The sequence below is a fragment of the Virgibacillus halotolerans genome, assembly GCF_016908515.1.
GTDB lineage: Bacteria > Bacillota > Bacilli > Bacillales > Amphibacillaceae > Virgibacillus_M > Virgibacillus_M halotolerans.
The window spans coordinates 380,180-394,377 of record NZ_JAFBEA010000001.1 but is presented as its reverse complement, the minus strand read 5'-3'; the positions used below and the strand labels follow the sequence as shown (position 1 = coordinate 394,377).

Here is a 14,198-nt window from a genome sequence, read left to right as displayed (position 1 = left end):
TCCTGTGTATTATATAAGTGCAACGCTGAAACGATTCTTCTTTATATTTTACCATAGTTTGCTTCAATCTGATTGTGAAATAGTTGTAATCGCAAACAGCTATTCTTACAATGGGATTATACCGAAGAGAAAATGGGGGCTGGAACATGATTAAAAACCAATTAGGCAAATCCGATATTTATGTATCGGCATTAACACTCGGCTGCATGTCCATCGGAACGGACGCAAAACAAGCAAGCTATATTATTGATCAAGCGCTGGATACTGGAATTAACCATCTTGATACGGCTGATTTATATAACTTTGGGGAAAATGAGCAGATCGTCGGCAAGGCAATTCAGGGTAAACGCGCACAAGTTGTATTGACTTCCAAGGTCGGCAATCATTTTAACAAGGAAAAGAATGACTGGTACTGGGATCCATCCAAAGCACATATTAAAAACGGACTCAAAGATAGTTTGCACCGTTTACAGACAAATTATCTTGACTTTTATATGTTACATGGGGGAACAATAGAAGATCCAATTGATGAATCAATTGAAGCGTTCGAGGAATTGAAAAAAGAAGGCCTTATCCGTGCATACGGTATTTCCTCGATCAGACCCAACGTGATTCGTGAATATGTTGAAAAATCTTCTATTGATGCGGTAATGATGCAGTATAATTTGTTAGACCGTAGACCAGAGGAAGAAATGCTGGATCTTTTGCACGCAAATGAGATCAGTGTATTTACCCGTGGTCCATTAGCAAAAGGTATGTTAAGTAAGCATGGAAAGAAACAAATCGAAAAAAAAGGTCAAGGTGGCTATTTGGATTATTCACAAAAAGAGCTTTTCGCTATTTTTGATAACATCTCCAATCAATTTACGAGTGAGACATCCTGTAATGAAATAGCCTTAAAATATGTTCTTAAACACCCGGCAGTCGCAAGTGCAGTATTTGGAGCAAGCTCCAGTGAACAAGTGAAAGAAAATACCGATTTCGACCATGCAAAGGCACTAACAAATGAAACGTACCTGGCAATCCAACAACTGACGAAACCAATTAAATACACGGATCATAGATAAGTATTCCAATAAAGGATGACCGAATGGTCATCCTTTATTGGTAGTACAAGCACGTCATGTGCGTCGCAAGCTACTAATGCAATTCGCTAAGGGTTAACTTCACAGACGCTTGCTTGCGCTATAAATGGATTTAAAATTTCTTCTGGGCTGGATAGACGGAAAGTACCATTGGCAAAATCTAATTTCAAATCATCCGCAAAAAAGATAGCCTGCTGTTTATGAATTAATGTTGGGTATTCAGCATTCTCTATCTCCATATGACTAGCACTTTTTTCATTTGTATATCGAATCGTTGGAACACCATTAACCCCGCATCCACAATCATCGATATCGTACCACAACAACAAATAGCGATATGTCTGATCATTGAGTGGCTGTAATTGCGCCGCAGCTTCAGGTGTTACAGTTAATTTCATTTTCTCACCTTCCTACTTCTTATTAAATTGCCCTTTCAATAGACGCTCCATTATCCCAGGAAAAAGCTGATACATTTTGCTTCCTGCTTCCATCCATAACGGCAAATTTATCTCCCGTTTATTCGTAAAAAGCTTTCGAACTATCTTTTGCGCGACAATATCCGGATCAAGCATGTAGCGGTCTACATTTTTTTGATAGACACCCGACGGATCAGCCTGAATAAAAAAGTTTGTTCGAACCGGGCCCAAATTGACTGCTGTAACATGAAGTGTACTGCTTTTGATTTCCAATCGTAAGGCATTGGTAAACCCCAGTACTGCATGTTTTGTTGCCCCATATATGGCCGATTTTGGTGTGGCCATTTTACCTGCCTGTGACACGATATTGATAATGTGCCCTTCACCCTGCTCCAGAAAGTGCGGTACGATCAGCTTCGTAGCCTGAATTAATGCCAGTACATTTAACTGAAACATATGATCAATGTCATGCCATTCCGTATCCTTTACATATTCAAACACCCCAACACCAGCATTATTAATCAATCCATGAACTTGCTCATGTTCTTTTATAATAGTTGACATGACTGCATTCAATTCTGTTTCATTGGATATATCCACTTGATAAACAAAACTGGTCGCATGCAACTCCTGTTTTAATAGCTGTTGCTGTTCTCTCATTTTATTCAGCGAACGGGAAAGCAAGACGGGTATACCGCCCCTTTTGGCAATATGCCATACTAACCGTTCCCCGATCCCGCTGGACGCGCCTGTGACAATGATCTTCTTATCATTTAAATTATTTTGCATACGAATATAAATTCCCATCCTAATCTCATCATTCAACTAGTTAATGAAGATTTCTTCATCTTACTTTTATTTTACACCTTTATTGACGAATAGTCATTGAAATACTACGCCAACAACTTGTGAATTGCTTCAGTAATAATAGATGGCAGTTCATTAAAACTAAAATCAAGCTCCAATCGTTCTGTCCATTGATGGGCATCCTTGCCAAACGGTCCAATGTTTAAAATCGGCATTGTCAACTGCTCCATTACTTTTTCAGGAAAAACAAAACCATTGTTTTGTAACGGCATATGCTTTGTTAGTTGTTTCAAACTACTATTTGAAGTCGTTGGACCAACAAAACTCAAATCTGAAAGTCCTGTAAAAAACTCAGCTATCGTTAAATCCATTTGATGATTCTTGCGTGCATATGCTTGGATCTCATCCATTACTCGTGTGACACTCGGATCCTGATGGGAGGATACCGCTGGATAAAATGGTGGACTGTAAAACAATACCATCATCGGTGTTAATTCTTTACACATTGCTGCTAAGTCCTGAACAAGTAAGGTTGAGAAATCACGGTCGCCTGACTCTCGATCACTCAATAATAAATTTTGTCGGCGGACAATCTCATCTTCTCCGTATTTTTTTACAGCTTCGGCATATAATTCCTCATACATGAATACATGAATTTTTGCTGCCGGCATAGAAAATTCACCAGCTATTTTTGCAAAGGCTGTTGCTTTTTGTGTCACAAAGCGTTCAGTTTCTAAAGCCGCATTTTTTGCAGCAGTTAAAAGTTTATCATTTAATGTCTGAAAGCTTTGTTTTAAAAATAATATATTATACATCGCGATGGCTGCATGAGGTGTCTGTACGGAATAGGCTGCTTTTAGATCCCGTTGCATTAAACTGATTGGTGGCGGGGTAATTTCCTCACCAACACGCTCGGTAAATTCCTCACTCAATTCCAGTTGTTTGGATAAATGACTAATCATGACATTTGGACTGATACCGGCAAATGGGTCACCAACATGAGACTCCTTTCCATAACAATAGAATCCTGGTAATACTTTACCAATGGATCCGGTATAGACGTAATAATGCGAATCACCAGGATATTTACTAAATGTCGGTTCTCCATTCAGACAGGCCTTAAATGTCAAATTCTCTTTTTCTTTTAATTCATTTAAAACTGGAAGTGCTGTTAACATGCCTTTTGAATTAACTTCTTCGTCCGGAACAGTCAATAATAAGATATTCCCGTCAAAATCTCCTTCTATCGCCTTCTCCATCATGGATAAATGAATGGTTAAGCCTGCTTTCATGTCCATCGTGCCACGGCCAAACAGCCAGTCACCTGAAGCGATATCCTCCAGAACGGCTTGCGGTAATTCGCTCTTTATCTGATGAATTTTACTGGTCAATTCCATGGGGTGAAATGCCAGGTTTTCTAATGAACCATAGTCTTCCACACCAACGACATCAAAATGGCTCAATAAAATCACTGTATCTTTTGTTTCGCGCTTTCCTTTTACTAAAGCTGTCAACAAATGCCTACCATCATCAAGCGGGTGTAAATTCAGTTGATCTGGATGTGTTTGAAAATAGGCTTTTTGTGCTAATAGATGGTATAAGTACTCAGCTAAAGCAATTTCAGCATTTGTCCCTGAAATACTTTGATGATTAACGAGCGAGCACAATAAATCGGTTAATTCTTTTTTCGTTTGCCAGGTTTTCATTTGAATTCCTCCTTGTGTCTAAATTGACTTTTCACGCGAAATAAAACACAATCAAACTAGAGGTGAATCATATTGACAAAGATATTTGCACATCGGGGTGCAAGCAAATATACACCTGAAAATACCATGCCGGCATTTGAGTTAGCCTACGCGATGCATGCAGATGGGATTGAAACAGATATTCAGCTAACAAAAGATCAGATTCCGGTCATTATCCATGATGAACATGTAAAGCGTACAACCAATGGTACTGGATACATAAAAGACTTTACCTATCAGCAACTGTTGCAGCTTGATGCCGGCTCATGGTTCTCAAATAAGTTCTCAGGTACTTCGATTCTTTCACTTGACACGTTTTTGCAATGGGCCAAGGATAAATCATTAAGCTTAAATATTGAGCTTAAAAATAATAAAATAGATTATCTGCATATCGAGGCGATTGCCTACGAAATGATAGACTATTACCAATTATTAAATCGTACCATATTATCGTCTTTTAATCCAAGCAGCATTAAACGCATGAAACACTTTTCCAATAAGGTCCATGTTGCATTTTTAACTTCGAGCAGAAATAAAAAACTTGTTACTGCCGCAAAGGAACTCGGTGCTACCGATCTTCATATCAACTATCGATTGCTTAATCGTTCATTGGCAGCACAGTGTCGACAGATCAATATGCCATTACGCGTATACACCGTTAATAAAATGTACCGTATATCGAAGTGTTTACATAACAAGTGTAGTGGTCTATTCACGGATGTCCCAGATCAAGCTTTAGCATTTCGAGAACAGCAGATAAATAAAGGAGTATTAGAATGACAAAGTTATTTTCACCATTTAATCTAAAAGAATTAACACTTAAAAACCGGATTGTGATGTCCTCCATGTGTATGTACTCATCCGTAGAAGAAACCGGGCATATGACACCCTTCCATTTCTCCCACTATATTTCCCGTGCAGTTGGCCAAGTAGGTTTAGTCATGACAGAAGCAACAGCTGTTCAACCTGAAGGTAGAATTTCTGCACAGGATCTCGGTATTTGGGATGATGAATTTATACAAGGATTCACCGAATTAAACGAACAAATTCATGCTTATGGTGCGAAGTCCGGGATCCAATTAGCACATGCTGGAAGAAAGGCAGAACTGGAGTCACCGGGTTATGCACCATCCACACTCGCCTTTAATGAATCATTTAAAGAACCGATCGCAATGTCCACTGCAGATATTCTAAATACGATACAGGCATTTGCTGATGCTGCAAGGCGTGCAAAAAAAGCAAACTTTGATATAGTAGAAATACATGCTGCACACGGCTATTTAATAAATCAATTTTTATCCCCATTATCCAATAAGCGCTCGGATCAATATGGAGGAACAAGAGAAAATCGTTATCGTCTTCTATCGGAAATAATTAGTGCAGTTAAAAAGGTTTGGGACGGCCCCCTATTTGTTCGTATTTCAACTGATGAATATCATGAATTAGGAAATAAAATAGAGGATATCCTCTATTTTACGAAACAAATGAAAGATCAGGCAGTCGATTTAATAGATTGCAGCTCAGGCGGTGTCGTTCCGGCATCCATTTCAACTTACCCTGGCTATCAGGTAAAACGTTGTGAGATAATCAAGCAATCCACAATGATTGCGACAGGTGCAGTCGGTTTAATTACAACCGGCATTCAGGCAGAAGAAATTTTGCAAAATAATCGCGCAGACCTTGTATTTATCGGTAGAGCTTTATTAATAAACCCATATTGGGCAAAAATGGCCGCTGATGAACTGCGACAAAGTTTGGAAGCACCCACCCAATATAAACGCGGATGGCATTAATTTGCAGGAGGAATCACAATGGAAATCACTTTTCTGGGGACTGGTGCAGGTGTTCCTTCGAAAGAACGAAATGTATCAGCGATCGCATTAAGTCTGCTACAGGAGCAAAAATGTATTTGGATGTTTGATTGTGGCGAATCGACACAACAGCAAATACTGAGAACAACAATAAAACCGGGGAAAATAAACACTATTTTTATTACACATATGCATGGTGATCATATATTTGGGTTACCCGGACTGTTAAGCAGCCGTTCCTTTCAAGGGGGGAATGATCGTTTGACTGTATATGGGCCAAGCGGGATTAAGGAATATATTGAAACGAGTTTAAAGACTAGCGGAAGTCATTTGACTTATCCTTTATCTATTATTGAGATTACCGAAGGAAAAATAATGGAGAATGGTCAGTTTATCGTATATGCAACACTACTAGATCATGCTGTTCCCAGCTATGGATTTAGGATCGTAGAAAAAGATAAACCCGGGGAATTGTTGGTTGATAAATTACTCGAAATAGGTATTAAGCCGGGACCCATCTATCAACAAATAAAAGACAACGAAATCACACAATTGCCGGATGGGCAAAAACTTTATCGTAGGGAATTTATCGGTCCTGACAAAAAAGGGCGTATCGTCAGTATTCTTGGTGACACACGGGCAAGAGATGAGCACCAATCGTTTGTAGAACAATCAGATCTACTGATTCATGAGGCAACATTTGACCATACAAAGGCAGACCTGGCCAAACAATATTTTCATTCGACTACAACACAGGCTGCCTCCCTTGCCAAAGCTGCTGACGTTAAGCAACTTGTATTAACACATATATCATCACGTTATCAACAGGAAGATCAGATCGATTTATTAAGGCAGGCCCGTGATGTTTTTCCCAATACTAAGCTGGCGTATGACTTTTATCACATACAAATAGATTCTAAATAGAGGAGCGGTTTCAAGTGGAACAAATCAGTTCAATCGTTGCCAATCAACGCGCGTATTTTATGAATGGCAACACATTAAGCTATGATTTTCGAAAAGACCAATTACTTAAATTAAAACAGATGCTAAAGGACTTTGAAACAGAAGTTTATCAAGCATTAAAAATAGATTTAAATAAGTCCCAACATGAAACATTAACAACAGAGCTTGGATTCCTTTATACGGAAATAGATTTTGCCATTAAAAATCTATCAAATTGGATGGAGCCCGATAAAGTCTCCGCACCGTTCACACATAAAGGCTCAAAGAACTTTATATTGAAAGAACCTTATGGTGTGAGCCTAATTATTTCTCCGTGGAACTATCCATTGCAGCTAGCGCTTGCCCCTGCAATTGGTGCGATAAGTGCCGGGAATTGTATTGTATTAAAACCTTCTGAATATGCGAAAGCTACGTCTATTTTGCTTACGGAAATGATACAGGAAACCTTTAATGCTTCCTATTTTACCGTTGTAGAAGGTGCAAAGGAAACAAGTCAAGCCTTATTAAAAGAGCGATTTGATTATATATTCTTCACTGGTAGTACAGAGGTTGGGAAAAGTGTCATGCGGGAAGCAAGTACGCACCTTACACCGGTAACACTTGAATTAGGCGGTAAGAGCCCTGCCATCGTCGATAAAGATGCCAACATAAACCTTGCAGCCAAAAGAATCGTTTGGGGAAAATTTACAAATGCTGGTCAAACTTGTGTGGCACCAGACTATTTATATGTACATGAAAAGGCTAAATTTAAACTGTTGAAAGCTATGAAAAGACAAATTAAAGCTTTTTATGGCAAAGATCCTTTAGCCAATGAGGATTATGTGCGGATTATCAACCAGAAACACTTTAATCGCCTAGAACAATTTTTATCTACTGGAACCATTTTGCATGGCGGTCAAACAGATGAGGAAATGTTAACCATTGAACCGACCATCATTGATAAAATTTCCTGGGAGGACCCTATTATGCAGGAGGAAATATTTGGACCTATTCTACCAGTTCTTACATTTAAGAATGTGGAAGATGCGGTAGAAAAGATAAAATGGCGCGAAAAACCGCTAGCACTCTATTATTTTGGAGAAAATGATAAAACCCATCAACAAATTATGCAGTATCTATCATTTGGAGGGGGTGCAATTAACGATACGCTCTTCCACTTGGCAAATCCTTATCTACCATTTGGCGGCGTCGGAGAAAGTGGTATGGGAGCTTATCACGGCAAATATGGATTTGACACTTTCTCACATGGTAAAAGTATCTTAAAACAAACGACCAAATTCGATATTCCATTTAGGTATCCCGGCAGTAAATTAGGACAGTCTGTTATGAAAAAGTTCATGAAATAAGACGGATTGTGGTCAGTTGAGGATCTTTCAGATATATAATAAAAGCACAGCACCCAAAATTGGTTGCTGTGCTTTTATATGGGAATTGAAAAATCTATCACATCATACAACCGCATTACCCGTCTCTTTTCCCTTTTCATTTTTTATAATCATCAAGGAAATCCTTTTGAAAACTAGTTCTTGGTTGTTCTTGATCCCGCTTATTACCATTGAATGTTTTAAATGTATCTTTCCCATATTTATCCGATAAAGCATCGATCGTTGAATACAATTTTTCTTTCCTGGCAAACTTTTCATACGTAAACAAATCCAACTGCTGACCCACGTTTTGCTTCTCTTCCACATCCTGAAGCGTAATCCCTAGTAAACGAATCGGTTCTAAATTCCAGTGTTGCTGCAATAATTCATTCGCTATGTGCAGTATGTCTGATTTACTCTCTATATAGGTTTGCAACTTTCTACTACGGGTTACTGTTTTCCAGTCATGATATCGGATCATTAATTGTACACTTCGGCCGATGGCATCTTTCCGTTTTACCCGACGTTCCACATTATCTGCGAGTTGATGTAGCAAATTACGTATTTCCGTTTCATCGACTGTATCATGTGGCAGTGTTTGTGAGCTACCAATACTCTTAAAATCATAAATAGCATCTGGATCCACTGGTCTATCGTCATCTCCATTGGCCCTGTTTTTTAAGCGTTCTCCATTAATTCCTAAGACTTGTTTGAGTTGATAGACGTCTTTCTCAGCAAGATCCCCAATGGTCTTTACCTCAATAGCATGCAATTTGGCAGCCGTTTTCTCTCCAACCCCATACATCTCTTCAACTGGCAATAGCCATAAAGTTTGTGGTAACTCTCTTTTCCTGAGGACAGTAATTCCTAGTGGTTTTTCCATATCTGAAGCCATTTTTGCCAAAAATTTATTTGGGGCGATACCTATACTACATGGTAGATCAAGTTCATTTAATATTTTTTGCTGTAAGTTGGTTGCGATATCAAGTGCATTTTGCTGTTCCTGGTTATCTGTAACGTCCATATAGCCTTCATCAATTGATACCGGTTGAACGTAAGGGGTTATATCAGCAAGGATTTTAAACATTTCTGCTGAAGCTATGCGATACCGTTCAAAATTAGGGCGCATTACGATTAACTCAGGGCAAAGTCTTTTTGCCTGCCATAAGGGCATCGTCGTTTTTACCCCTTTTGCTCTTGCTTCATAGCTGCTTGTAACAATAATTCCTCTTCTCTCTTCCGGGTTTCCGGCGATCGCTAATGGCTTACCTTTTAATTCCGGATCATATGCCATTTCTACAGATGCATAAAAACAATTCATATCAATATGAAAAATAACGCGTCCCTTTTTTTGTTTTATATCGGTCATCGCTATTCCATCCTTCTAGATCAAATGTTTCTTCCTTCTTAATTATAACATAAAGTAGGAAGAACCCTCCAAGAATCGTTCATTCTGAAGGGTTCTTCCCACTTTTATTTATTCGCTGTTTCTTGGATAATCGCTGTTACTAATTCTGTGATTTTAACGAGCTCAGTGACAGGAATACGTTCATTTGTTGTATGAATCTCTTCATAACCGACAGCTAAATTAACGGTTGGAATACCAAATCCTGCGATGACGTTTGCATCACTACCCCCGCCACTTCTTTGCAGTTTACTTTCACGTCCAATTGCTTTTGCGGCATTTCGGGCTACTTCCACAACCTCATCCCCCGCCTGTTGTTTAAAACCAGGATACATTACTTTTACATCGACGTCAGCACTTCCACCATGTTCCTCAGCAGCAGATTCAAATGCTGCTTTCATTTTCGCTACTTGCGCTTCCATCTTTTCTGGTACAAGCGATCTTGCCTCAGCTAAAATTTCTACATGATCGACAACAATGTTCGTCTGTTTGCCACCTTCAAATCGTCCGATGTTAGCAGTGGTTTCTTCATCAATACGTCCGAGTGGCATTTTAGCAATTGCCTTTGCAGCAAGTGTAATTGCTGAAATGCCATTTTCAGGTGCTACCCCCGCATGGGCGGTTTTTCCTTTTACTATTGCAAACACCTTTGCTTGTGTAGGCGCCGCTACAATAATATCACCAACATCGCCATTACTGTCAATTGCATAGCCATATTTCGCATGAATCAAGGAACGATCTAGTGCTTTAGCTCCCACTAAACCAGATTCCTCTCCTACAGTAATAACAAATTGAATCTCCCCATGTTCCAGGTTACTTTCTTTTATGGTACGAATGGATTCAAAAATTGCTGCAAGTCCTGCTTTGTCATCAGCACCTAAGATCGTCGTCCCATCGGATACAATATAGCCGTCTTGAATAGAAGGTTGTATGCCTTTTCCAGGAACAACAGTATCCATATGCGATGTGAAATAGATTGGATCGATCCCAGATTTATTTCCCTTCAATGTACAGATTAAATTTCCTGCACCGTGCCCCGTTTGTTCCATCGTATCATCTTCATAAACATCTACACCTAAATCGGTGAACTTTTGTTTTAATACTTTCGCTATATTAGCTTCATTTTTTGTTTCCGAATCAATCTTGACCAGTTCAAAAAATTCATTGATTAATCTATCTTGATTTACTGCTACCATTTTTAATTCCTCCTAAAAAATAACTTATGTAATAAAACGAAACTCATTCAGGTGAGACATTTATCGCTCTTTAACCTGGCGATAAAACCCCGCTCAGTCTTTGTTTTGTCAAAGTTCTACGAGTTAACGTCGTCGTTCCCAATTTATTATCAATTGTGTTCCTATTCCATATTTCTTTTATTAATTATCTTCTAACACTTGTCCAATCTTCAATTTAACGATAAAATACAAGTTAGCATTAAGTAATAGAGGAGGATTTACGATGTCTACAAAACAGAATCGAAAACCTGCAGCAAAAAAAAGATCATCACGAGAACGTAAAACACGATTTGTCGTATATCTAATGATTATAGCAATGTTATTAACTACACTTACAACAGGGTTGGCAATGATTCTTTAAGACCCCTATAGAGATATAATAAGACCGGCAGCAAACTATTCAGTTTCCGGTCTTTTCTCTTTTTTTCTTTTTACATCACTCTTTTTAAATTTGCTTTTCAACAATAAATAATCTTCAATATCATGCAGTAAGCGAAATAAATTCGCGCGTGTCTCAAATTCATCCTGTGTGGATGGGAGATCTTCCTGATCAAACTCTTCCCGCAATTGCTCCAATGCATCCAAATGGATAGATGCAGTGTTCCCAGGGTGAACAGCTTTCGAAATATCCTCAAAAAACTGGGCTACTTTTTCCGATATGGAGTATTTATTCGGTAATTTCGTTACGAGTGGAAGCATTTGTTTCAATAGCTCAAATTGTTCCCTACGCATTGTGAAATATTCGTAATATGGATGCTTCTCTCGTAATAAATGATTTTCGCGATCCCGTTCAACCAGTTCATCGACTTCTTCAAATAATGCTTCACATTCGGTAATTTCTTTTCCAGACCAGGCTTTATTCTTATCTCTTATATAAAGCGCAATTTCCAGTAAAATAATTTGAAAGTTTTCCTCAAGTTTTTTGCGTTTTCCATTTAATTGCTTATCAAGACTAGGCATGTAAAAGTTTAACAACAACCCCGTACCAATCCCAACGACAATTAAAAAGAATTGATCGAACAAAAACGTGAAGTTTAGATAGGATGCACTGTATAAGTTAAATATAATGACAGAACTTGTTGCAATGCCCTGCGTGATTTTCAGGAAAACCGCTGTCGGAATAAACACTGCTAACATTAAACCAACAACAACTGGATTGTAACCTAGTGTTTCAAAAAAGATAAAAGAATAGACACTTGCGATAATACAAGCAAGAAACCGATGCCAAGCACTTAAGAATGATTTCTTTCTCGATGGCTGAATACATAAAATTGTGATGATGCCTGCCGAAGCAAAGTTTGTAACTCCTAACAATTGTGCAATCGAAATAGCAACAGGTGCGCCTATTGCGGTCTTAATCGTTCGATAGCCAATCCTCACGTATAAAATCTCCCTTTTGTCTTGGAATCCCCAGTTATTTGATTAAAATGAGGCTGACCTACTTTAACATAGCGTCAGCCTCGTTATCACCAATATAATACGCCTTACTATTAAAAAGCTTAGTAATTAAACTTCTTCACAATATTCATCGAATACGTTTTGAAGTTTTCCGATTACATCAACTGCACTGAAACCCTCGATATCATGACGCTCCAACATTGTAACGATCTTTCCATCCTTTAAGAAGGCAAAAGATGGAGAAGATGGTGGGTATCCTTCGAAATATTCACGAGCCTTTTCAGTCGCATCGCGATCCTGTCCTGCAAATACAGTAACCAAGTGTTCCGGTCTTTTATCATAATGAATAGCATTTGCTGCTGCCGGACGAGCAACCCCACCAGCACATCCGCACGTAGAATTAACCATGACTAAAGTCGTACCATCACGAGTAAGTGCTTTATCTACGTCTTCTGTGCTCTTAAGCTCCTCATAACCAGCTTCTTTTATATCTTTACGAGCAGCGTCAACGACATCATTCATGAATAAATTGAAATCCATCTAAACATCCATCCCCTTATTATAGTTAAGTATTTTAATCTCATTAATAGCTTATCAATTTTACTTTGCTATTTCAATTTATATAAACTATATAATAGGAATAAAATTCGTTTATATCGGCTAAATTCCAAAAAAACTAATAAACAGTTGTCTTTTCTTCATTTATATTTTCCAAAATTTCTTTGACACGTGCCAGGAAGTTACCACTGACAAGTCCGTCTAAAATTCGATGATCCAATGATAATGATAAGTTAACCATGTCCCTAGCAGCAAACATGTCATTAATGATCATCGGTCGTTTGACAATCGATTCAACTTGTAGAATCGCTGCTTGTGGATGATTGATCACGCCCATGGAGTGGATGGAGCCAAAGGAGCCGGTATTATTTACGGTAAATGTACCGCCTTGCATATCATCCGCTGTTAGTTTTCCTGATCGTGCTTTCATTGCTAACTCATAAATCTCTTTTGCAATTCCTTTAATACTTTTATCGTCTGCTGCTTTTATGACAGGGACATATAATGCTTGATCACTTGCAACGGCGATGGATAAATTAATATCCTTGCGTTGAATGATTTTATCTCCTGCCCATGTACTATTAAGCTGTGGATACTCTTTCAGTGCTTGTGCTACTGCTTTTACGAAAAAGGCAAAAAACGTTAGTCCAAAGCCTTCTTTTTGTTTAAAATCATGCTTAATTTTATTACGGTATTTAACTAAATCAGTCACATCAACTTCCACAGTCATCCATGCATGAGGTATTTCCTGTTTTGAACGCACCATATTTTGTGCAATGGCTTTGCGTACCCCTGTTACAGGGATTTCTATATCACCTGCTTGTGTTGTTTGCTTTGATTCAGCTGCCCCCTTCGTATTATCCGGTGCACTGGCAACTTCCTTTTCACTCGCGGTGGGGCTTACTACATCGGTTTGAGGTATTTGACCGGATGCGATTATTTTCTCGATATCTTTTCTTGTTATTCTACCACCACGACCTGTACCGTCTACCGCATCCAAATCAATATCGTTTTCCTGAGCTAACCTAAGTACTGCTGGTGAGTAACGTTTTTTCATAGATTTATCTGGATCAGCTGCATTTTTCTCAGAAACGTTTGCTTGTGAATCATGCTCAGCAGGCGCCTTTTGAGCGTTTGTGCTTTCCACAGTCTCTTCTGTTTCGATATAACACATTAATTGCCCTACTTCTATTGTTTCCCCCTCTTGAGCTACAAGTTCTTTAACCACTCCCGTAAACGATGAGGGTACTTCTGCGTTCACCTTATCTGTCATTACTTCAGCAATTGGGTCATATTTATTTACTTTATCTCCTACACTAACTAGCCAGGAGCTGATCGTTCCTTCTGTTACACTTTCACCTAATTTAGGCATGCTTATTTTTTCAGCCATGGTATACCCCTCCTTTTCAAC

General features: G+C 38.6%; 14 protein-coding genes. 6 read left to right on the top strand and 8 right to left on the bottom strand.

The annotated features are described in order from the left end of the window. The first annotated feature begins 146 nt into the window (after positions 1-146). The gene (locus JOC34_RS02045; RefSeq protein WP_205135036.1) at positions 147-1,067 is read left to right on the top strand and encodes an aldo/keto reductase; all 921 of its coding nucleotides are present in this window, start codon (positions 147-149) and stop codon (positions 1,065-1,067) included. Positions 1,068-1,153: 86 nt separating this feature from the next. On the opposite strand, the gene JOC34_RS02040 is transcribed toward JOC34_RS02045, so the two are convergent. From JOC34_RS02040 to JOC34_RS02030, 3 genes are all read right to left on the bottom strand, one after another. Beyond that, complete coding sequence (locus JOC34_RS02040; RefSeq protein ID WP_205135035.1) at positions 1,154-1,483, bottom strand: iron-sulfur cluster biosynthesis family protein; 330 nt, start codon at positions 1,481-1,483, stop codon at positions 1,154-1,156. A 12-nt stretch (positions 1,484-1,495) separates the two neighbouring features. Then, the gene (locus tag JOC34_RS02035; protein WP_239544030.1) at positions 1,496-2,308 is read right to left on the bottom strand and encodes an SDR family NAD(P)-dependent oxidoreductase; all 813 of its coding nucleotides are present in this window, start codon (positions 2,306-2,308) and stop codon (positions 1,496-1,498) included. 86 nt (positions 2,309-2,394) lie between these two features. Further along, complete coding sequence (locus JOC34_RS02030; RefSeq protein WP_205135034.1) at positions 2,395-4,014, bottom strand: M20/M25/M40 family metallo-hydrolase; 1,620 nt, start codon at positions 4,012-4,014, stop codon at positions 2,395-2,397. A gap of 72 nt (positions 4,015-4,086) precedes the next feature. Between JOC34_RS02030 and JOC34_RS02025 the strand changes: the two genes are divergently transcribed. The 4 genes from JOC34_RS02025 to JOC34_RS02010 are packed head-to-tail and all read left to right on the top strand — an operon-like array spanning position 4,087 to position 8,173. Further along, positions 4,087-4,833, top strand: a complete 747-nt coding sequence (locus tag JOC34_RS02025) for a glycerophosphodiester phosphodiesterase (protein ID WP_239544029.1) — start codon at positions 4,087-4,089, stop codon at positions 4,831-4,833. After that, positions 4,830-5,846, top strand: coding sequence for an NADPH dehydrogenase NamA (namA, locus tag JOC34_RS02020; protein ID WP_205135033.1), 1,017 nt, complete (start codon positions 4,830-4,832; stop codon positions 5,844-5,846). The genes JOC34_RS02025 and namA overlap by 4 nt, the downstream gene beginning before the upstream one ends. 18 nt (positions 5,847-5,864) lie before the next feature. Beyond that, the gene (gene rnz, locus JOC34_RS02015; protein ID WP_205135032.1) at positions 5,865-6,788 is read left to right on the top strand and encodes a ribonuclease Z; all 924 of its coding nucleotides are present in this window, start codon (positions 5,865-5,867) and stop codon (positions 6,786-6,788) included. A gap of 14 nt (positions 6,789-6,802) precedes the next feature. Next, entirely contained in the window at positions 6,803-8,173 is a 1,371-nt protein-coding gene (locus JOC34_RS02010) for an aldehyde dehydrogenase family protein (protein WP_205135031.1), read from the top strand. Between the two features lie 136 nt (positions 8,174-8,309). On the opposite strand, the gene JOC34_RS02005 is transcribed toward JOC34_RS02010, so the two are convergent. Both JOC34_RS02005 and JOC34_RS02000 read right to left on the bottom strand, forming a co-directional pair. Then, entirely contained in the window at positions 8,310-9,560 is a 1,251-nt protein-coding gene (locus JOC34_RS02005) for a DNA polymerase IV (RefSeq protein ID WP_205135030.1), read from the bottom strand. 104 nt (positions 9,561-9,664) lie between these two features. After that, a complete protein-coding gene (locus JOC34_RS02000; protein ID WP_205135029.1) occupies positions 9,665-10,792 on the bottom strand; it encodes a M20/M25/M40 family metallo-hydrolase in 1,128 nt (375 codons plus the stop codon). A gap of 262 nt (positions 10,793-11,054) precedes the next feature. Here JOC34_RS02000 and prli42 point away from each other — a divergent pair, with 262 nt between their 5' ends. After that, on the top strand, positions 11,055-11,192 hold the full coding sequence (gene prli42 / locus JOC34_RS01995; protein WP_205135028.1) for a stressosome-associated protein Prli42: 138 nt from the start codon (positions 11,055-11,057) through the stop codon (positions 11,190-11,192). A 35-nt stretch (positions 11,193-11,227) separates the two neighbouring features. On the opposite strand, the gene JOC34_RS01990 is transcribed toward prli42, so the two are convergent. The 3 genes from JOC34_RS01990 to JOC34_RS01980 all read right to left on the bottom strand — a co-directional run bounded on the left by JOC34_RS01990 (position 11,228) and on the right by JOC34_RS01980 (position 14,177). Continuing rightward, positions 11,228-12,211: an aromatic acid exporter family protein gene (locus tag JOC34_RS01990; RefSeq protein WP_205135027.1), complete on the bottom strand. Its 984-nt coding sequence runs from the start codon at positions 12,209-12,211 to the stop codon at positions 11,228-11,230. A 126-nt stretch (positions 12,212-12,337) separates the two neighbouring features. Continuing rightward, a complete protein-coding gene (locus JOC34_RS01985; protein ID WP_205135026.1) occupies positions 12,338-12,769 on the bottom strand; it encodes a BrxA/BrxB family bacilliredoxin in 432 nt (143 codons plus the stop codon). A gap of 136 nt (positions 12,770-12,905) precedes the next feature. After that, positions 12,906-14,177, bottom strand: coding sequence for a dihydrolipoamide acetyltransferase family protein (locus JOC34_RS01980; protein WP_205135025.1), 1,272 nt, complete (start codon positions 14,175-14,177; stop codon positions 12,906-12,908). Positions 14,178-14,198: the final 21 nt, after the last annotated feature.